This window comes from Halomonas tibetensis, assembly GCF_042643535.1.
GTDB lineage: Bacteria > Pseudomonadota > Gammaproteobacteria > Pseudomonadales > Halomonadaceae > Halomonas > Halomonas tibetensis.
On the sequence record NZ_JBHRSQ010000004.1, the window covers coordinates 33,687 to 54,423 of the forward strand.

At 64.0% G+C, this 20,737-nt stretch carries 16 protein-coding genes; 4 read left to right on the top strand and 12 right to left on the bottom strand.

The window, feature by feature from the left end:
- Window positions 1–64: 64 nt before the first annotated feature.
- Together ACFODV_RS00365 and ACFODV_RS00370 are read right to left on the bottom strand one after the other, a co-directional pair.
- Window positions 65–361 carry a hypothetical protein gene (locus ACFODV_RS00365; RefSeq protein ID WP_379752929.1) on the bottom strand — a complete coding sequence of 99 codons (297 nt, stop codon included), beginning with the start codon at window positions 359–361 and terminating at the stop codon, window positions 65–67.
- A 167-nt stretch (window positions 362–528) separates the two neighbouring features.
- Window positions 529–2,934: a PqqD family peptide modification chaperone gene (locus tag ACFODV_RS00370; protein ID WP_379752932.1), complete on the bottom strand. Its 2,406-nt coding sequence runs from the start codon at window positions 2,932–2,934 to the stop codon at window positions 529–531.
- A gap of 294 nt (window positions 2,935–3,228) precedes the next feature.
- Between ACFODV_RS00370 and ACFODV_RS00375 the strand changes: the two genes are divergently transcribed.
- A complete protein-coding gene (locus ACFODV_RS00375; RefSeq protein WP_379752935.1) occupies window positions 3,229–4,185 on the top strand; it encodes a sulfurtransferase in 957 nt (318 codons plus the stop codon).
- Between the two features lie 103 nt (window positions 4,186–4,288).
- Here the strand turns inward: ACFODV_RS00375 and ACFODV_RS00380 are convergent, their stop codons facing one another.
- The 10 genes from ACFODV_RS00380 to doeA all read right to left on the bottom strand — a co-directional run bounded on the left by ACFODV_RS00380 (window position 4,289) and on the right by doeA (window position 17,517).
- Window positions 4,289–4,972: a haloacid dehalogenase type II gene (locus tag ACFODV_RS00380; RefSeq protein WP_379752938.1), complete on the bottom strand. Its 684-nt coding sequence runs from the start codon at window positions 4,970–4,972 to the stop codon at window positions 4,289–4,291.
- 36 nt (window positions 4,973–5,008) lie between these two features.
- On the bottom strand, window positions 5,009–6,427 hold the full coding sequence (locus ACFODV_RS00385) for an aminotransferase (RefSeq protein ID WP_379752941.1): 1,419 nt from the start codon (window positions 6,425–6,427) through the stop codon (window positions 5,009–5,011).
- Between the two features lie 80 nt (window positions 6,428–6,507).
- Window positions 6,508–7,989: an NAD-dependent succinate-semialdehyde dehydrogenase gene (locus ACFODV_RS00390; protein ID WP_379752944.1), complete on the bottom strand. Its 1,482-nt coding sequence runs from the start codon at window positions 7,987–7,989 to the stop codon at window positions 6,508–6,510.
- Between the two features lie 206 nt (window positions 7,990–8,195).
- Complete coding sequence (locus ACFODV_RS00395) at window positions 8,196–10,979, bottom strand: aminotransferase class I/II-fold pyridoxal phosphate-dependent enzyme (RefSeq protein WP_379752947.1); 2,784 nt, start codon at window positions 10,977–10,979, stop codon at window positions 8,196–8,198.
- A gap of 40 nt (window positions 10,980–11,019) precedes the next feature.
- Window positions 11,020–12,021, bottom strand: a complete 1,002-nt coding sequence (locus ACFODV_RS00400) for a C45 family autoproteolytic acyltransferase/hydolase (RefSeq protein WP_379752950.1) — start codon at window positions 12,019–12,021, stop codon at window positions 11,020–11,022.
- A gap of 41 nt (window positions 12,022–12,062) precedes the next feature.
- Complete coding sequence (locus ACFODV_RS00405) at window positions 12,063–13,535, bottom strand: biotin carboxylase (RefSeq protein ID WP_379752953.1); 1,473 nt, start codon at window positions 13,533–13,535, stop codon at window positions 12,063–12,065.
- 152 nt (window positions 13,536–13,687) lie between these two features.
- Complete coding sequence (locus tag ACFODV_RS00410) at window positions 13,688–14,557, bottom strand: carbon-nitrogen hydrolase family protein (RefSeq protein ID WP_379752956.1); 870 nt, start codon at window positions 14,555–14,557, stop codon at window positions 13,688–13,690.
- Between the two features lie 215 nt (window positions 14,558–14,772).
- A complete protein-coding gene (locus ACFODV_RS00415) occupies window positions 14,773–15,249 on the bottom strand; it encodes an Lrp/AsnC family transcriptional regulator (protein ID WP_379752959.1) in 477 nt (158 codons plus the stop codon).
- A 20-nt stretch (window positions 15,250–15,269) separates the two neighbouring features.
- Window positions 15,270–16,283, bottom strand: a complete 1,014-nt coding sequence (gene doeB, locus ACFODV_RS00420; RefSeq protein ID WP_379752962.1) for a N(2)-acetyl-L-2,4-diaminobutanoate deacetylase DoeB — start codon at window positions 16,281–16,283, stop codon at window positions 15,270–15,272.
- Between the two features lie 34 nt (window positions 16,284–16,317).
- Window positions 16,318–17,517 (bottom strand): ectoine hydrolase DoeA, encoded by a 1,200-nt coding sequence (gene doeA, locus ACFODV_RS00425; RefSeq protein ID WP_379752965.1) that lies wholly within the window; start codon window positions 17,515–17,517, stop codon window positions 16,318–16,320.
- Window positions 17,518–17,787: 270 nt separating this feature from the next.
- Between doeA and ACFODV_RS00430 the strand changes: the two genes are divergently transcribed.
- The 3 genes from ACFODV_RS00430 (at window position 17,788) to ACFODV_RS00440 (ending at window position 20,729) form a co-directional block, all read left to right on the top strand.
- Complete coding sequence (locus ACFODV_RS00430; RefSeq protein ID WP_379752968.1) at window positions 17,788–18,732, top strand: 2-hydroxyacid dehydrogenase; 945 nt, start codon at window positions 17,788–17,790, stop codon at window positions 18,730–18,732.
- A gap of 87 nt (window positions 18,733–18,819) precedes the next feature.
- Window positions 18,820–19,386, top strand: coding sequence for a nicotinamidase (locus ACFODV_RS00435; RefSeq protein ID WP_379752971.1), 567 nt, complete (start codon window positions 18,820–18,822; stop codon window positions 19,384–19,386).
- On the top strand, window positions 19,383–20,729 hold the full coding sequence (locus tag ACFODV_RS00440) for a nicotinate phosphoribosyltransferase (RefSeq protein ID WP_379752974.1): 1,347 nt from the start codon (window positions 19,383–19,385) through the stop codon (window positions 20,727–20,729). The genes ACFODV_RS00435 and ACFODV_RS00440 overlap by 4 nt, the downstream gene beginning before the upstream one ends.
- Window positions 20,730–20,737: the final 8 nt, after the last annotated feature.

The following is a 20,737-nucleotide window of genomic DNA, read 5'->3' on the forward strand; positions in this document are numbered from 1 at the left end:
CGGAGAAGTCCGGACCGGCGCCCATGACGCGCGGCCCGGCCTTCAGCCTGTCGCCTATGGCGCGTCAGTTTCCGGCTTCACCTTCGGCTTCGCCTTCTGCTTCACCCTCGGCCTCTCCTTCTGCTTCACCTTCTGCTTCACCTTCGGCTTCGCCTTCTGCTTCCGGCTCTGCGTGGTGGGCCTCCGCCAGCATCAGGGGGGCTTCCAGGCCGCTGGTATAAGCGGGCTCGGTGCCCGTGTCGCTGGCCACCGCCTGGAAGGCGGCACCGCTGGCGACCAGCAGCAGCGCCGGGGTCGTGTAGCCAAGCCGGCGGCCAAGCCGCCCCATCAGGCTAAGGCGTTTCTCGTCTTGCAGTGTCATTGTCATGACCTCCTCGATAGTGCATCTCGCGATGCGGTAGGCGGCATGCCAGCATGCCGCCGTGCAGTGAAGCCAGCCTCCCATGGCGGGGATGGCTTTCCCTCGGCGACGCCCTTCGAACGGGCATCGCCCTCTGCTCGGTAGTCGCCAGGTAACTGACAGGCGACTCACTCGTGACTGTGACGTCGCCACTCTCGTCGCTCCCTGGCCACGGCGGGATCCTCCGCGGGGGCATCGGATGCGACTCGGCTGGCCAGCCAGTCGGCCAGCGGGTCGGTAGCGGGCATGTGGTCGGCCTCCCCCACCCCAAGGCACTCCAGCCGGGCCACCCACTCGCCCAGGGCAATCACCTGATCAGGCGTCAGGGGCTCGCCCGGTGCCGAGACACAGCACGGCAGCAGGGCACCAAGAACATCCAGCACATCGGCGGTGGCCAGGAGATCCCCCGTTTCAGTGGGCACCAGCACCGCACGGAGTGACACTTTGGGGAAAGGCACTGGCCGGGTCTCACCGGCGTGAATCGTCAACGGCAGGCCAAGCGGCTCGGCTGCGTCGAGGTCCGTCAGGGACAGCCGCACGCCGCGGGTCAGCGTCGCGCCCTGGGTCGTCAATCGCTGCAGCCTGTCCCAACACCCTGACTCGTCGGACAGCAGGCAGAGCACCCCACTTCCTTCCGGAGTGACCAGCAGGTGGGCATCGACCACCGGGTGACCGGGCCGCGCGGCCTGGCCGACGAGGTAGGCCAGCAGGGCCGGGGCAAGCTGGGTCAGCGTCAGCCGCGACCTCACCACCTCACTGTCTGCCACCAGGGCATAGCCGGCCGACTCGACCAGCACGGCCAGGCGGGGCAGCTCGCTTTGTGCTTCATCGTCCAGCGGCGCGAGTCGCTCCCCGAAAAGCATCGACAGCCTGGCCAGGGCGGCGGCGCTGCCCACGTCCAGCGCCCAGCGCCGTCCGTCGTGGTTCAGCTGCAAGCGGTAACGTTCGGGAGGCTCCGCCGCCGGCGCCATCTCTGCCGTGGCCTCGACCGGCCGAGCTACTGGCGCCTCCCCACGCTGGCAAAGCAGCCCTTCGCGGCACCATTCACCCAGGGTGGTCCAGACATCCCGCCTCAGCGCCGCCACGTCCGGCGACGTTCCCGCCTGGGCGGCGGCCTGGGTCAGCGTGTCAGCGATGGCGTCGGGATCCAGCCCCTCCGTGGCCAGCAGCCAGATCATTGCCGCCGTGTCATTGAGCCGATAGTAACGTCCGCTGCGGGTGTCATAGAGTGCCAGCTGGTCATCCTCCAGCAGTTCCGCTACCTGGCGGCGGCGCAGCACGGGCCGCGTTACGGGCCGACCCGAGAGGCCCTCGGCCAGCTGCAGGTCGGCCAGGGTCGGCAGCGTGAAAAACGGCAGGTAGCGGGCCGGCTCCTCGGCCGGCAGCAAGCGCAGGAAGTCGCCGGCTCGGGCCTGCTCCGCCTCGGCCTCTGCGACCAGGCGTGCAGCGGCCATGTCTTCTTCGGCCTCGGTCGCAACGGCGCCAGGGATATCCAGAAGCGCGACCATGTCCCGCACCAGGCCACCCTTGACCGCCTCCTCGATGCGTCCACCGCTTTCCGGGGCGGCACAGATACCCAGCGAGGGACTGAGATTGCACTCCAGGATCCAGGGCTTGAGGGTATCGTCCACCAGGCAGTCCAGCCCCAGCAGCTCGTAGCAGCCTCGCGGGTCGGCCGCCACCTCGGCGGTGCGGTCCCGCATGGCATCTACCGCCGAAATGGCCGTCAGGGCTACCAGGTCGTGGATGCGGGCGAAAAGGTGATCGTCATCATGGCCCTGGTCGCGCAGCCAGGCTCGATAGCGGTCGAGATCGATGAATTCCACCGGGACGTCGGCGCGGTCGTTGAGGGCGTTGATGTCGGGGTTGGTCAGCTGACTGTAGGGATTATCGACATCCTCGGGATCCCAGGGCTCCGAGGCCAACTTGGCGAAGCCCTGCCGGTAGAGATAGACCCGCAGCGGTTCCAGCGAGCTGATCAGTACGTAGAGACGCAGTACATACTTGTGCCCGCGGATGGTGTGGGGATTCGCCAGGTACTCCTGCACCATCCAGTCGGCCGCCAGCGGCGCGTCGCCGGCGTCGCGCAGGACACGCACACCCTTACCCTTGGAGGCATTGGTGGGCTTGAGGATCCAGCGCTGGTCGGGATTGGCCAGGGCGGTGTCCTGAAGGGCGTGATAGTTGTGGGGCATCACCCAGGAGTGCGGAAAAAATGCCAGCCGCGACGCCGGCTCGCTGTCAGCGCCATGGCTCTCCACCATGCGTTCGCGCAGCGTGGAGAGACTCGCGTGTAGCCGGCTCTTCACGGTCAGCGCCGCATTGCCCGGGAAGTGGTTGAGCCGGCGCGTCGGCGAGACTCGCCGGAACTGGGCGGACGCCGGCATACCGGTGATCCATCCGGTGTCCCACTCATGCTCGTCCCCGACCTCCCAGCCCAGGGGCTCCAGGGCCTCACGGAAGAACCGGTCCTGCTCGGCGGCCCGTTGGCCACCCAGCCAGAAGCGCCTTGTCGGCGAATGCTGCTCGGTCATGCGGGTCATCTCCTCTTCCCCGAGGCGCAAGCTGGAGTGCGCTCTCGTGATTGTGTCGTCATAAGCACGAGCTCCTTACAGCGATAGCAACTCGAGTGTGATCTGTCGCGGACAACCTTAATTGGCGTCGACACATTTCTCGATGAAGCCTTCAGCAGAATCATATTAAAAGCATATAAAAATTACTTTATATATTTTTATAGAATAAATGTGTCAGGAAGCATTCTTGGCGAGGGAACGCCATCCCGTTGCAGGATGGCAGCCATGCTCCATTCCCGACGAGGAAGACCCTTGATGCGACCCCAACTGATGCTAGCCGCCGGCGCCCTGGCCATTGCCGGCCCTGTCCACGCCTTGCACCCCTCTCCTCTGGTCGAAGCCGAGTGGCTGAACGAGCAGTTTGGTAGCGATGGCCTGGTGGTACTCGACGTACGCTCTGCCATCGACGACGGTGGCAACCGTGCCACCTTCGAGGGCGCCCGCATTCCCGGCAGCCGCTACAGCAGCTATACCGATGCCGGCTGGCGCGAAAATCGCGGCGAGGTAGCCGGGCTGATGCCGAACGTCGCCAATCTCGAGGCATTGATCGGCGACCTGGGCATCGATAACGACGACACCGTGGTGGTGGTCGCCGGCGGAACGGGCCCCACTGATTTCGGCAGCGCTGCACGGATCTACTGGACCTTCAAGGTGCTGGGACACGACGAAGTGACGATCCTCAATGGCGGCTTCGCCGGCTGGGAAGCCCAGGGCTTCGATATCGCCTCGGGCACCCCCGACGCACACGAGGCCGCCGACTTCGAAGGCTCCTTGCAGGCGCATCTGCTGGCCACCACCGATGAGGTAGAAGCAGCACGCCAGGCCGGCGAAACACTGGTCGATGCCCGCCCGCCAGGCTTCTTTACCGGCGAGACCCAGTCGCCGGCGACCCGGGCACCCGGCACCATCCCTGACTCGCTGAACCTGCCCCATGATGACGCCCTGGTCGTGCGCGATGGCGCCTACTACCTGGAGCCCGAGCGGTTGAATGCCAACATCGATGCTCTGGGGCTGGATCGCCAGGCGCCCACTGTGGCCTTCTGCAACACCGGCCACTGGGCCGCCAGCGGCTGGTTCCAGCTCAGCGAACTCGGCGGTCTGGAGAACGCCACCATGTATGACGGCTCCATGGCCGAGTGGACACAGGACGACGCGCGGCCCATGCAGTTGGCCGATCGCGACATCGTCAGCGTGGGCGAACTGGTCGACTGACGCCACCCCGCGCTTCCCTGAACGCAAGCGCCCCGCGGCATGATCGCCGCGGGGCGCTTGCGTCTTGCCTGTGCTTCCGGACCTGTCGTACAGGCCCCCGGCACTATTCCAACCGCTCGGCCAGGGCGTCGAGATCGGTGACGGTCATATCGGGCTCGACACCCCAGGGGTCGAAGGGGGCATCCAGGCTGCGCCTCACCCAGGCGGCATGCAGTCCCGCGTGCCGCGCCCCGATCACATCGAACGGGTTGCTGGAGATCAGCCAGGTATCTCCTGGCGCCACTTCGAGACGGTTGCGCAGATGCGCATAGACCGCCGGGTCGGGCTTGAAACGCTTGATCTCGTCGACGCTGACCACGTCGTCGAAGTGCTCCCGAATGCCGGCTTGCGTGAGCAGCCCCTCCACCGCCTCCCGAGTGCCGTTGGAGAAGGCCACGCAGCGCAACCCGGCCCGGGTCAGACGCTCCAGGGCGCTGGCCGTCTCCGCAAAGGCCGGCAGCCGCGCGTAGACGGCCATCAGGTGCTCCTTGTCAACGTCGGCGAGACGCGTCTGCAGGGCACGGTCGGTGAACTCAAGCGCCTCCCGGGTGCACTGTCCGAAGGGCACGTAGGCGCCCATCAGGCCGCGTCGAAAGCTGTACTCCAGCTGCTTGTCGCGCCAGCGCCGCGAGAACTCCGCAGCCAGCGCTTTCTTGCCGCTGGCGGTGAGCCGCTCTTCCAGCTCGGTGACCACGCCGTGGGTGTCGATCAGGGTGCCGTAGACATCGAAGGCCAATACCGTTGCCATCGTCGCTCTCCTTGGTGGGGTACCGACGATTACGTGTCAGGCGCGCACGGCCTGGACAACGCCCTCGCGCACCAGTTCGTCGGTGACCCTGTCCACCGCTCGGCGGGCGCGGGTGACGATCTCGTCGATCTCGTCGCGGGTGGCGATCAGCGGCGGCGCGAAGCCGAGGATATCGCCCTGGGGCATGGCGCGGGCGATCAGATTCTCCTCCAGCGCGGCGGCAGCAATGCGCGGACCGACCTTGAGTGCCGGGTCGAAGTGCTTGCGGGCCTCGGGGTGGACGGAGAACTCGAGCGCCGCCAGCATGCCCACACCGCGCACGTTGCCGACGATGGGATGATCGCCGAAGGCGGTGGCCATGGCTTGCTGCAGGTAACCACCGGTCTCGGCGGCGTTGGCAGTGAGGCCCTCGCGCTCGATGATCGCCAGGTTGGCCAGCGCCGCGGCGCAGCCCAGGGCATGACCGGAGTAGGTCCAGCCGTGGCCGATGGGTCCGTACTGGCCGGTACCCTGCTCCAGCACCGTCCAGACGCGATCTCCGACGATGACGCCGGAGAGCGGCTGATAGGCGCTGGTCAGGCCCTTGGCCACGGTGATCAGGTCGGGCTTGATACCATAGAAATGGCTGCCGAAGTCGGCACCGATGCGCCCGAAACCGCAGACGACCTCATCGGCGATCAACAGCACATCGTACTTGGCCAGCACCGACTGGATCGCCTCCCAGTAGCCCTCGGGCGGCGGCACGATGCCTCCGGTACCCAGCACCGGCTCGCCAATGAAGGCGGCCACGGTCTCCGGCCCCTCGGCCAGGATCATCTCTTCGAGCTTGCGGGCACAGTGGGCGGAGAACTCTCGCTCGGTCATCCCCTCCTGCTCGGCGGCGCGGTGGTAGTAGTAGGGCGCCTCGGTGTGCAGGATGCCGGCCATGGGCAGGTCGAACTGGTCGTGGAACGCCTTGAGGCCGGTCAGGGAGCCGGTGGCCAGGCCCGAGCCATGGTAGCCGCGCAGCCGGGAGATCACCTTCTTCTTCTGGGGGCGACCCAGCACGTTGTTGTAGTAGCGAACGATCTTGAGCTGGGTCTCGTTCGCGTCGGACCCTGACATGCCGTAGTAGACCTTGGACATGCCGGGGCCGGCGAGCTCGATGATCTTCTCTGAGAGCGCAATCTGCGGCTCGTTGGAGTGGCCCACGTAGGTGTGGTAGTAGGAGAGCTCCAGGGCCTGCTGGTAGATGGCCTCGGCCACCTCGGTGCGCCCATAGCCGATGTTGACGCAGTAGAGGCCGGCGAAGGCGTCGATGAACTCACGGCCATCCTTGTCGCGGATATGGATGCCCTTGCCACCGGTGATCACGCGACCCGGCGCATCGCCATGGGCGAAGTCACGCAGATGGCTGGAGGCGTGAAAGGTCACCTTGCGGTCGCGGTCGATCAGGTCCTGGTGCTGCTGGCTCATCGTGTTTTCTCTTCTTGAGGGGCTCCCCGGCGTCCTGCCGGGGAGGGCCATCGGTTGGGATGATAGGTAATGGTTGTTGCTCAGCTCCCCGATACGGAACCCAGGGCACCGAGACAGTAGTATTTGGTCTCGAGGAACTCATCGATTCCGGTGATGCCGCCCTCGCGGCCCAGACCCGACTGCTTGACACCGCCGAAGGGTACCGGCGGGCCGGTCATCTTCACCGAATTGACCGACACCATGCCAAACTCCAGGGCCCGAAGCAGTTTCCAGATGCGCCGGATATCGTGGGTATAGACATAGGCGGCGAGACCGTACTCGGTGTCGTTGGCCAGGGCAATCGCCTCGTCATCATCGGCATAGGCCATGACACCGGCGATGGGAGCGAAGCTCTCCTCCTGCCACAGCCGCATGTCGCGGGTCAGCCCGGTCAACAGCACAGGCATGAAGAAGTTCTCGCCCGGCGCCTGGCTCTGGTCGCCGGCCACCAGGGTCGCACCCTTGGAGATGGCGTCGTCCACGATGCCCGCAGCCTTGCCCACCGCCTGGGCGTGAATCAGCGGCCCCATGTCGACCTCGCTCTCCATGCCGTTGCCCACGGTGAGCGCCGCCATGCGCTCGGCGAAGTGCTCGACGAACTCGTCATGGATCGACTCGTGGACCAGGATACGGTCCGCCGCCAGGCAGTCCTGTCCGGAGGTCTGGAACTTGGCCGACACCGCGGCGAAGGCTGCCTCCTTGGGGTCCATGTCGGGGCCGACGATGAAGGGCGCGTCGCCACCCAGCTCCAGCGACACCCGCTTGACGGTGTTGGCGCACTGCTCCAGCAGCAGGCGACCGACCCGGGTGGAGCCGGTGAAGGAGAGCGCCTTGACGCGGGGCTCGGCACACAGCAGCTGCGAGACCTCGGCGGGCTCGCCCAGCACCACGTTGAACACGCCGGCCGGAATACCGGCGCGCTCGGCCAGCTCGGCCAGGGCCAGCGCCGAGAACGGCGTCTCGCCGGCCGGCTTGACGATCACCGGGCAGCCGGCGGCCATGGCAGCGGCGGCCTTGCGGGTGATCATCGCCAGCGGGAAGTTCCAGGGCGTGATCAGCGCAGCGATACCCACCGGCTCCTTGAGGGTGCCCAGGGCGGCGTTGGGGATGTGGCTGGGAATGGTTTCGCCGAAGGTACGCTTGCCCTCCTCGGCGAACCAGCGCACGAAGCTGGCGCCGTACTCCACCTCACCGCGGGCGTCCGGCAGCGGCTTGCCCTGCTCCAGAGTCATGAGGATGGCCAGGTCCTCGCGGTTGGCCTGGAGCAGATCGTACCAGGCCAGCAGGCGCTCGCAGCGCTCATCGGCGCGCAGCGCGCGCCAGTGCACGAAGGCGGCATCGGCGGCGTCCACGGCGGCGCGGATCTGGTGGGGCTCGAGCCAGGGGATGTACCCGAGGGCATCGCCGGTGGCCGGATCGAACACGGCCTCTTCGCGGCCCCCCTCGCCGTGGGTCCACTTGCCATCGACATAGGCGTGCTGGCGGAACAGGCGCGGATCGCTGAGCTTGCTGGATAGGTTCATGCGGTATCTCCCTGACGCGCCGGCCGAGTTGGCATTGGAGGCCGACGGCGATGAAACGGTCGAGCCGCCTGAAGGAATTCCTCCAGTGCGGCTCGATGGGTTCATGTTAAGGGAGATGGATGGCGGTTACTTTTCGTTAGCCGCCTTAGCGGATGCGCTTTTTTTTGTTCGCCGCCGCCTGACAGGAAGATTTTCCATGCGACCAGTCAGCCCGCACCGGGATTGGCCAGTGCGGCTTCGGTGAACACCAGCAGGCCGAGTTCCGGACGATAGCCATGGATCTCGGTGACATCCAGAGCCTGCAGGAAGTAGAGAATCTCCTCGCTGACGACCTGCCCCGGCACCAGCACCGGGAAGCCGGGCGGATAGGGGATTACGAAGCTCGCTGAGACCACGTCACGACCGGCGCGCATCTCGGCCTGCAGCTCGCCGTTATCGAAGCGCAGATACTCGGTGTTCTCCTCGTCATAGCTGAGGAAGTAGGCGCACCGGATATCTCCTTCCGGGGTAATGCCGTCGGGATTGGGGCGGAAGGCCGAGTGGAAGCGGCTGAAATCCGGCAGCGGCGGCAGTTCCTTGGTCAGCGAGTGGACACGATTCTCGATGATCTTGCGCTCCGGACGGCTGCTCTCCTCCCAGCGATACTCGAACTCCTTGGCCAGCTTGATCAACACGTCAAGCAGATAGGCGATGGAGCCCCGGGTGGTGCCGATATTGGTCATGAAGAGCACGGTGTTGCGCGAGGTCTTGTTGATCTGAATACCGTACTTGTTCATCAGGTATTCGTTCTTGAAGGTATCCCCGTCGATGCCCGTGGCGCCGATGGCGATGGTGATACGGCTCGGGTCGACGACGAACTCATCGTTGGCCCAGGCCTCCTCCATCTTGTTCCAGCCGGTGACCGGGTCATAGAAGGTATCGACCCCGGACTGCCGGTACTCCAGCGGCACCAGGTCCTTGTTGATCAGCACGCGGAAGTACTTCTGCAGCAGCGGATGGGTGTAGAGCTGCTCGCGCAGTGACAGCGCCGCTTCCACCTGGGCGTGCACCAGCTCGAAGCCTTCCATCTCGGCCTGCATACGGCCCACGTCCAACGACGCGATGATCTGGTAGTTGGGCGAGGTCGAGGTATGCGTCATGTAGGCTTCGTGGAACGGCGCTTCAACCTTCTGGCGATAGTCCTGATCCCAGACGTGGATCATCGAGCCCTGACGCAGGGAGGTCAGGGTCTTGTGGGTGGAGTGGGTGGCGTAGGCGCGAATGCGGACCTGTTCGGGATCCGGCATCAGGGGTCTATCGAGCCAGGTCGCATCATCGTCGGGATCCAAGGCGTCGAACTCCGCCTTCCACGCAGCGTACTCCTCGTGATAAGACGCACTGCGATAGCGGTCGCGCAAGGTGCGAGCGGCATGCATGGCGGTGCGCGGTCGGTAGGTGGGGTTGAAACCGGCGAAGGCGAACCACGCCTCGTCCCAGAGGAACACCAGGTCAGGCTTGATCGCCAGACACTCCTCCATCACCCGACGCACATTGTAGACCACGCCGTCGAAGGTGCAGTTGGTCAGCAGCAGCATCTTGACCTTGTGCAGCTGGCCAGAACGCTTGTAACCAAGCAGCGTCTTCTTGATCTCCTTGAGCGGCACCGCACCGTACATGGAATAGTCGTGGAGCGGGTAGGAGTCCAGATAGCTGACATGAGCCCCGGCCAGCACCATGCCGTAGTGATGCGACTTGTGGCAGTCGCGATCGATCAGCACGATATCCCGGGGCTTGACCAGCGCCTGCACCACGATCTTGTTGGCGGTGGAGGTGCCGTTGGTCACAAAGAAGCTCTGGCGCGCGCCGAAGGCCCGTGCGGCATACTCCTGGGCCTTCTTGATCGGTCCATAGGGTTGCAGCAGCGAATCGAGCCCGCCGGAGGTGGCCGAGGTCTCGGCGAGAAAGATGTTGATGCCGTAGAAGTCGATCATCTGCCCGGCCCAGTGGGAGCGGGTGATCGATTTGCCACGCGAGATGGGCATCGCGTGGAAGACCCCGGTGGGCTTCTTGCTGTATTCGCGCAGCGCGTCGAAGAAAGGCGTGCGATAGCGATTGTCGATGGCGCGCAGGATAGTGTGATGCTGTTCGATATAATCCGTCTCGCGATAGAAAATGCGATTGAAGTGACGGATGTCACGACTGGCCGTGGCTTCCACGTCGCCGCTGGTGACCAGGAACTGGTCGATCTCGGGACGCAGCTCGTGGATCATGCTGCTCAGCAGGATGCTTCGCTCGGCCTCGGACTGGTGCTCGAGGGACTGCTCGGAGATCCCTTCGAGGTAGTTGCGCAGAGCGCTGAGGTTGTACTTCGACTTGTAAGGGAATTCATAGCGGATCAGGCAGGCCTGGATGTTGGGATTGACCAGCACCGCGATCAGCGCATCCTCGAAGCTTCTCACTGTCACCACATCGTAGACGAAGCGATCCTCGGGGCGACGCATGTTGTGGAAGGCCTCGCGGACGACCTCCTCCTCCGGCGCCGACAGATTGTCGACGATCAGCAGCTCGAAGTAGGGCTGAGCAGAACTGTTGGAGGTCGGATGGCCACGCCGCAGCTGCGCCAGGGCATCCAGGGTCTCCATGTCCTCGGCATCGGCGTCGGTCTCGCTGAGGTCGACATGGCGGCGCCGATAGGATTCGCTGATCAGCGCTCGCACCAGACGCTTGACCACTTTCTCGAGCAGCAGGTACTCCTGGCGGTTGAACAGCGCCCAGAGGTGGCGAAAGTCCTCCTTTGAGGGGAACGCGTGGTAGTCCTCTATGATCTCGAGCCGCGTCAGCTTGACGTCAATCGCCTTCACCAGGTTCTTGGCTCGGCTATCATCGGTGAGGCGGATCAACTGGCCCAGGTCACGCTTGAGTGCGTTCCAGGTATCGGCACGCAGTTGGGAGATCTTGTGATAAAAGCCCAACGCGGTGTAGGGCGTTTCTGTCTGGCTGGTCTCTTGCATGGCGATACCCTTCCATGATGAATGTCGTAATCGATATCGATCAGCTGCCGAACCTCTCCTGCACGCCGTAGCGCACGGTGACCAGCTCCTCTGGGAAGTGGTCGAAGCTCAGATCCAGATCAAGGCCCGGCCAGTGGTAGCGAACGCAACCCTCTCCGGGGCGATAAAAAGCGGAATAGATGGTGCCCAGGCCGCGGCGATAGTCGTGACGAAACAGCGGCGGCGCCGAGAAGGCCGCCTCCAGGCGCGACTCGCTGGTGGCCTCGTCGTCCACCAGGATGGAGAGCTGGCGTTCGCGGATGAGCGTCTCCGAAGCCAGGGCATGCGCGTACCACTCAATACGCTTCTGGTGGTTGGTAGCTACCGGCACTCGGCGGATGCTCGCCTGGCGATCCGGCCCGATCATCGCCGTCACATAGCGTCCAGCGGCATCGGCCACCGTAATGTTGTAGGCCATGTGGGTAGGCACGCGCGCCAGCACCTCGGCGGCCTCGGGCACACTGTCGCAGAACTCCAGCAGATAGCGCAGGATCACCGGCGCACCAAAGCCATCACCCACCGCCTTGCGCCCCCCGAAGGCAAGCGACACCGCGAGCCCGCGGTCGTTCATGCCGTCGAGCACGCCCCACAGGCAATCCGACATGGCGATCACGCCACGGTCATTCCATCGGGTGTAGAGAATGGATCCCTCGCACAGCTCCGGCGGATAGTCGTAATTGCGCGCCAGCAGGGTGCTACCCGGCCGGGCAAGCACTGCCTGGGAGCACCCCGTAATGTAAGGCGGCGGCTGATAGAGGCTCAGGAAACGGGAGGCCAGGTCGCCTCCACCCGCCAGCTCACATAGCGCGTGATAGGTGGGCAGAAGCTCCGGCATATGCCGACGCAGTGCGTTGAGACAAGCCAGATATCCCGGACGCTCGCGTTCACCCTCGGCCAGGTACCACGACTCGTAGGCGGACCAGTGGGCATCAAACAGCGAACGCCACTTGGGGCCCGGTGTCGCCTCGTGCAAGGTGCGAAAGACCAGCGTCTTGTCGTCCATTTCCGTAGGCGCCGCCCTCAGGAGAACGGCGCCCTCCCCCTTCACAGGATCTTGAAGTTGCCGCCGCCAACGGCATGGCTGACGGCGACCTTTTCCACCACAGGATCCTGCAGCGACTGACCGGCATACTGACCGCGAATGCCGTCGATCCAGGCCTTGGCTCGCTCGTTGAGCTGGAAGTCGTCATCCATCAACCGCCCGCGGGTGATCAGAATGCCCAGGTCGGCCCCCTCGTAGCGGAAGTCACCGGCGCCACTGATACGCAGGAAGAAGCCCTCCTGGTCGTTCTCGGCGGCATGGGGATGATAGCTGTAGTGGTCGTAGGCAATACTTCCGTCGCCGCTCATCTTCCACACACCGGTTTGTGGCGCGCCGGTCAACAGGTCGACGCTCTCATCGGTGTGCTTGATTACCAGCTGGCTCCAGCTGTCGACGCTCTCGGGGTGGGCCCAGCGCTCGTTGATCTCGTTGATATCGAGATCGAAGTCGACGTCGGAAAACTCCAGCAGGTGGAAGAGGAACAGCGGGATATCGGAGTGGGCGAAGGCGGCCACGTTGGTCAGCGAACTGGCGCCGGTGACCCGCGGATTGAGCTCGCCGAGATAGACCTCGCCGTTGTCCATGTCGATCAGGAAGTCGAGCTCGAAGTAGCCGCGATAACCCTCCTCACGAAGTGCCTCGCCGAACAGGAAGGTGTACTCCCGGGCCTTGTCGCGGATCTCCTGAGTGAAGGCGCCGGCAAACATCTCGTTGCCGCACCAGCCGCCCTTGTAGGGCGTCAGCGTCTTGAAGCCCACAAGCTCGGTCATGAGCGGGCCGACCACGGTGCCACAGCGGGTGGCACAGGCCTCAATAGCCGAGCCGCGGCAGTTGATGCGCTTCATGATCTTGACCTCTGCCTCGGCCTCGATCTCCTCGGCGTGCTTGTAGTAATCGTCCTCGCTGGCGATGAAGAAGGTGGTGTGGCCGGAATCGCCGAAAGCGGTCTGGACCACCAGGTCATTGCCGAGTTCCTGACTCACCTCGCAGAGTTCCTGATAGCTACCCACTCTGGCCAGCACGTTGGGCACGCTGGGCACGCCGGCCTTGTTGCCGATGCGCACCGTCTCGATCTTGTTGTCCATCCGCTGTCGCAGCGTCGCCGGCGGGAAGGCCACTTTGAGCCCCAACTGCTTGCACACTTCCTCGGTGTGCTCGTCAAACATCAGGAAGGCGGCGGTTCCCGCGTGATCTCCATCGGACCGAGACTGGATGAAATCGATGACCTCCTTGTGCTCCAAGAGGTAGTTATTGATGTCCTCGATGCTCTCGAAGTCTCGGGGAAACTTCTCCTTCGGCACAAACACATTGCGCTGCTGGCCGTCGAAGCAATTGATGTAGTTGATGTGGCGGAAGTTGCCCACCCAGTCACCGATGCCGAGCAGGTTGAAATTGGTCGCCGAAATAAAATAGATCGGCTCCTGGTTATTTCGAAAGTGACGGCGGACATCGGCGATGCTGGTGATCTTGTTCATTGTTGTCGCTCCAACGATGGCGGAGGGTGAGGGGGCGGCTGCTCTCGCGGCGGGCCGGGTCGCTGCGGAGTCCCGTAGGCCGAAAAAGCGGCAAATGGCGCGTTTGAGGGACTCCAGCATCATGGTCTCCTTACCGGACGGGGAAAAACGGATCAATATTCTTCGACGTCGGCGCGCAGCGGCTTGACCAGAGGCCCGAGAGTGTCGAGGAAGGGAGAAGATTTGTTCTCACTGCGATAGACCGAAAAGTCGGCGCGGCGATCACGAAAGCTCTTGAGAGGCTGACCGAGGCCACGTAGGCCGGTTTCGCGTTCGCGTCGCACACGGTTGAGGTCAATCTCGATGGGCATGACCTCTTCGCCGGTGCCGGCCTGGTGGATAACGTCACCGGAGGGGCCAACCACAATGGAACGCCCGTTGCCGATGGCCCCGGCACCGTTGATATCGAAGAAATAGCACTGGTTCACCGCGGCATTGGTCCGTGCGATGGAGAGCTCGATGTCACGATCGATAGTGTCGGTCATGGTGGGGTGCAGGATTACCTCGGCGCCCATGGCGGCCAGGGTGCGGGTGGTTTCGGGGAACCACATGTCGTAGCAGATCGACACCCCGAAACGCGCCACGTTGGGCACATCGAAGACCACAAATTCACTGCCGCTCTCCACACCCGCCTCATAGGGGAGGAAGGGGAACATCTTTCGGTACCGAGCCACGACCTGGCCGTGGGGATTAATCACCGACAGGGTATTGAATATGCCCTCGTCGGTCTGTTCGAACATGGAGCCGGGAATCAGCCAGATGCGATGCTGCTCGGCCATCTGACAGAACAGCTGCTCGGCGTGACTGGGCATGGTCTGCGCATGGTGCGGCGAGGCGCCCATGGGCATCAGCTCGCTGAACAGGACCATCTGTACCTGAGGGAAGCGGCTCATCAGCACGTCTATCCGATGGCGCATGGCTTCGGTATTGTCGCCGTGGTGAAGGGCATGCATCTGCACACCGGCAATAGTGAAATAAGACATGTTGATCTCTCTGCGTCAGGCGATCTCGAAACCTCGAGGGCGCTGTCAATTATCTGTCGAACATGACCGGCACCGTCTACAGCATGCCGGAAAGATCGCCCGGCAAGGTGAGCTCGTACCCACCTTTTAGAAATAGTTTATGCCACACAGCCCTGGAAACAATCAACGCTGTGCTCGCGCAACACAGACGCTGAGGACGCATATGAAGGCGAGAATCATGTGGCGAGATCGTTGCCCGAAAAACCTGATTCCGGGCTTTTGACCGTCTTGGTGACGATATAAGTGAAGTAGCGCTCGATGCCGGCCTCGCCGGTCAACCAGGTATCGATCAGCCGCTGGTAGGCATCGATGGAGTCGGCCTCGACCTTGATCAGATAATCGACGCCGCCACCCACAGCCACGCACTCGGTGACTTCGGGTGTGGCGTGGACCAGTGCTTCGAAACGAGAAAAGCTCTCGGCGTTGTGGGCCTTGAGCTCGATCTGCACCCACACCGGCGTACGCTTGACCAGCGCCGCCGAGTTGATGCGGGCGCTGTAGCCCTCGATGATGCCGGCCTTCTCGAGGCGCCGCACTCGTTCCCAACAGGGGCTGACCGAGAGATTGATTGCCTCCCCCAGCTTCGACTTGGTGATGCGCCCGTCCCGGGAGAGGATCTCGAGAATTTTCAGGTCATAGCGATCGAGCTTCATGGATTTCTCTAGTGAAGGGGTCAGTCCAGCGAGTCCACCACGTCGGCGATCACCGCGATGGTGTCGCCCATGTTGACCAGGGCCGGGTGACGACGGGCGGCCAGAACCCCGCTGCGGGCAGCATGATACTCCACCGGAGGGGTGCCGCTACGCGTCGGATCAAAGATCCGGGCCACCACTTCGCCCTTCTCCACCCGCTCGCCCAGCGCAAAAGCCAGCTCCAGCACGCCGGAATGCTGGCTCTGCACATAGCAGCTGGCATCGGGCATATCGAGATACACCTGGGGCGCTTCGGGCATCTCCACCTCGCCGCCCATCAGGCCATAGTGCACCAGGAAGTTGCGCACGCCGCGCTCGGTGATCGCCATGCTCTCCGGTGTCGAAGTGCCGCCACCGCCCAGCTCGGTGGCCACGAAGATCTTCCCCTGGCTTTCGACCGCAGTGTCAAACAGAGCCGCGGCGTCGAGTTCGAACATCATCATGGCGTAGGGCGCACCGAAAGCCTTGGCGCCCGCCAGGGCCTGGCGCTGCTGCTCGGCGTCCTCCAGCACGTGGGAAGCGCCGAAGGGGATGATATCCAGAGTGCGTCCGCCGGAGTGAAGGTCGAGCACCACGTCACACATGGGCACCATTACCCGGGTGAAATAGTCGGCGATCTTCTCGGTCACCGTGCCGTCCGGGTCGCCAGGAAAGCTGCGGTTGAGGTTGCCTCCATCGAGCCCCGAGGTGCGCTTGCCGGCCATCACCGCGGGGGTGTTCATGCAGGGCACGATGATCACCCGGCCCTTGACGTCCTCGGCCTTCAGCGCGCTCGAGAGCTTGAGCAGCGAGGTGATGCCCTCGTACTCGTCGCCGTGGTTGCCACCGGTCAGCAGCGCTGTGGGCCCGTCGCCGTTCTTGACCACGGTGACGGGAATCATCACCGCGCCCCAGGCGGAATCATCCACGGAGATCGGTAGCTTGAGAAAACCGTGCTGGACGCCATCGGCGTCGAAGTCGACGGTGGCAGAGATGGGGCTGGGACGCTTGGTCATTGTCTTGGGCTCCTTGTTCTTAAGCGGCAGAGGTTCAACGTACGAAGAGCTGGCGCGGGAAATCGGCCAGGGTTTCGCAGCCAGTCTCGGTGATCAGGATGCTCTCGGTGATCTCCAGACCCCATTCGTCTTCCCACAGGCCCGGCATGAAGTGGAAGGTCATGCCCGGCTTCAGGATGGTCTCGTCGGAAGGACGCAGGCTCATGGTGCGCTCGCCCCAGTCCGGTGGGTAGCTGATGCCGATGGGGTAGCCGCAGCGAGCGCCGCCGCGGTCGAAGCCGTACTTGTCCATGGCCGAGCCCAGCGCCATGGCAATATCGGCGGTGCGGTTGCCGGGCCGGGCCACGGCCAGCCCCTTCTCGATGCCCTCGAGCAACGCCGACTCGGCACGGATGAACTCCGCCGGGGGCCGCCCCAGGAACACGGTGCGCGACATCGGTGCATGGTAGCGCTTGTAGACCCCGGCGATCTCGAAGAAGGTACCCTCCCCTTTCCGGAACGGCGTGTCGTCCCAGGTCAGGTGGGGAGCCGCGGCGTCCTTGCCGGTTGGCAGCATGGGCACGATGGCCGGATAATCACCGCCGAACACCCGACCATTCTCGTCGCGCCAGCCTTCGATGCCCACCCGGTAGATCTCCGAAACCAGCTTGCTCTTGGGCAGGCCGGGTTCAATCACCTCGAGGATCCGAGAATGCATGCCTTCGACGATCTTCGCCGCGACGCGCATGTACTCGACCTCCTGAGACGACTTGATAGCGCGGCACCAGTTGACCAGCGCGTTGGCATCCATGAAGCGAGCATGGGGCAGCTCACGAAGCAGACTCTGGTAGGCCTTGGCGGAAAAATAGTAGTTGTCCATCTCCATGCCGATCACGCCCAGGTGCCAGCCACGGTCGGGCATGATCGACTGGGCCAGGTAATCCATGGGGTGCATGTCAGGGTTCTGGACGTAGTAATCCGGATAGTAGGTGATGTTGTCCGGGTCGATCCAGCAGGTGCGAAGCGCCCCGTTGGCATCCATGCGCCGGCCATACCATACCGGTTCGCCCTCGAGGCCGAGCAGCACGCACTGATGCACGTAGAACGACCAGCCGTCATAGCCGGTCAACCAGGCCATGTTGGAGGGGTCGCTGATGATCAGCACGTCGATGCCACGACTGGCCATCTCGGCACGCACCTTCCACAACCGGCTGGCGTACTCGTCTCGGGTAAAGGGAAGGTTTACCTGGGTCATTAGGCCACTCGCCAAAGCAACATCAAGAAAATCGGCCCTCTCGTTGAGGAGAAGGCCGGCCAGGGTCAATGTCACGAACTTGTGCCTCGATGGGCCGCAGTCCGGTAAGTCGCACCAGCAGTCGGGATAACCCGCCTATGGGAGGAGGTTACTGCCAACCCACGGTAGGCGGTCAAGCATTTACTGCAGTAGCCGTTGCAGACGCGGCAATGCTTGTCCGTCGCGTCCATGGCTTCCATGATGGACACCCGCCATGAGTCAGGAGAAGACATGAAGGTACTGGTACATATCGATGATGCCGAGCAATGGCGTAACGCCCTGGCCAAACGCCTGCCCGGGGCGGAGATCATCACAAGTTCTGCGCCCGCCGAGCAGCGTCGTGATGTCGATTACCTGGCGGTCTGGAAGCCATCAGAGGCGCTGCTGCGAGATCCGACAGCGCTCAAGGGCATCGTCAACCTCGGCGCCGGGGTGGACGCCCTGCTGAACAATCCCGGGCTTCCCGAAGGGGTTCCCATCGTGAAGCTACGGGACGCGGGAATGGGGGAGCTGATCGGCGACTATGTGCGCTACGGCATCCTGCACTTCCAGCGCGATTTCGACCGCTATCGCCGCCAGCAGCACGCACGCCAGTGGCGCGAACATGCAGTGGTCGACAAGACCGACTGGCCGGTAGGGGTCCTGGGGCTGGGCGCCATCGGCGCCAAGGTCGCCGCCATGGTGGCTGCCGATGGCTTTCCGGTTCACGGCTGGAGCCGCTCGAAAAAAACGCTGGAAGGCATTCACTGCCACCATGGTGACGCGGGTCTCGAGTCGCTGCTCCACCAGGTACGCACCCTGGTGCTGCTGCTACCGGATACCCCCGCGACCCGCCGACTCATCGATACCCGCGCGCTGGCCCGGCTGCCAGAGGGCGCCAGCCTGATCAATCCCGGCCGCGGCACCCTGATCGACGAGGCCGCCCTGCTCGCCGCCCTGGGACCCGGCGACGACGCCGGAAGCGTGGGGCGCCTGCGCGGTGCCATCCTTGATGCCTTTCCCGAGGAGCCGCTGCCCGAGGCAAGCCCGCTATGGCGCCATCCGCGGGTGTGGATCACTCCGCATATGGCCGGCCCCACCCCGCTTGGCGAGGCCATGGACCAGGTAGCCGAAGCTCTGCTCGCCTTTGAAGCAGGCGAGCCTCTTGAGACCGTGGACCCCGATGCTGGCTATTGAGCTGATCGACGCCACGACCCTACACGAAGCCCGGCACAGGCCTTACGCTGACCGCGTGACAGTCTTCGGCCTCCAAGGAGGTAAGTGATGACAATACAAGTGGATTATGGTTCCCACGACGCTCTGCTGGTCGTGGACATGCAGAACGACTTCTGCGAGGGCGGCGCCCTGGCAGTGGAGGGAGGCAGCGCCCTGGTGCCGGGTATCAATGCCGAGATCGACGCGGCGCAGGCAGCCGGCGCTCTGGTGGTGGCCACACGAGACTGGCACCCCGTCGACCACGTGAGTTTCACGCATCGCGGTGGCCCCTGGCCGGTGCATTGTGTGCAGGACACCGAGGGTGCAGCCTTCCATCCCGACCTCGCCCTTCCCGATGACGCCATTCGCGTCAGCAAAGCCACCGCCTTCGATGCCGACGCCTACTCTGCCTTCGGTGGCACGGGTCTCGGCGGCTATCTGAAGGAGAAGGGCATCAAGCGGGTCATTGTTTGCGGCCTGGCCCTGGACGTCTGCGTCAGAGCCACGGTGCTCGAAGCCCGTCGGGAAGGTTTTGATACCCTGCTGCTTGAGCGACTCTCGGCGGCGGTGGATTCCGATGCCGTGACCGAGTGCCGACAAGCATTCAGCGATGCCGGTGCCGAGGTACGCTCATGAACGGAACAAACTCCCCTCGGGTGGACGATAACGAACTGGCCCTGCTCACCGACCTCTACCAGTTGACCATGACCCAGGCCTACTGGAAGGAATCCATGCAGGAGCGGGCCACCTTCAGCCTGTTTTTCCGCAAGATGCCTCCGAACCGCCGCTTCATGCTGGCCTGTGGTCAGCAGCATGCAGCGGCACTGCTCAGCCGGTTGCGCTTTGGCGACGAAGCCATAGACCGCCTCGCCGGCACCGGCCTGTTTGACCCGGGATTTCTCGACTGGCTGGGAGACTGGCGCTTCGAAGGCGACATCTGGGCCCTTACCGAGGGCACACCCGTATTTGCCAACGAACCCCTGCTGGAAGTGGATGCCCCCATCGCCCATGCCCAGCTGCTCGAGAGCCTGATGATGAACCTGGTGCAGCTGGAGACGGTGCTTGCCTCCAAGGCGGTACGCCTCGTCATGGCCGCCCGGGGCCGCCCGGTGGTGGATTTCGGCATGCGTCGCATGCATGGCGTGGACGCCGCGGTTCGCGGCGTGCGGGCCTACCGCACCGCGGGGCTGGCGGGAACCAGCAACGTCCTCGGGGGCCTACGACACGACCTGGCGATCAACGGCACCATGGCACACAGCTATATCCTGGCCCACGACGACGAGCGGGAGGCCTTCCGTGCCTTTGCCCGTCATTACCCCGGCACCACCCTGCTGGTCGATACCCACGACACCCTGGAAGGGGTCCGCAAGGTGATCGAGATAATGCGCGACGAACCCAAGCTCGGCGTAAAGGCCATTAGGCTCGACTCCGGCGACCTGGGCGAACTGGCCAAGGGCGCGCGCGCGCTGCTCGACGAGGCGGGGCACGATGACATCACCATCGTCGCCAGCAGCGGCCTCGACGAACACAAGATCGCGGCACTGATCGAGGACGGCGCCCCCATCGACGCCTTCGGCGTCGGCACTCAGATGGGCGTGTCGGCGGATGCCCCGGTGATCGATCTGTCCTACAAGCTGGTGGAGTACGCCGGCACCCCGCGGGTCAAGCACTCCCCCGGCAAAATCAACCTCCCCTGCCGCAAGCAGATCTATCGTCAGGTTGACGCTCAGGGCCGTTACGTCGGCGACATTATCGCCCTGCGCGACGAGTCGGGCATCTCGGGTGAACCGCTGCTGCGTCCCCTGGTGCGAGCAGGAAAGCTGGACGATGACGAGATGGCACGGGCCGATGACGCCCGGGAGCGGGTCACGGATGCCATCGAGCGCTTCCCCGAGGATATACGGCATCTCGCAGAGGGCGAGAGCGCTTATCCGGTCGAGTTGAGCCCAGGGCTCGAACGTCTGCAGTCCAGAACCTGAGGGCCGGC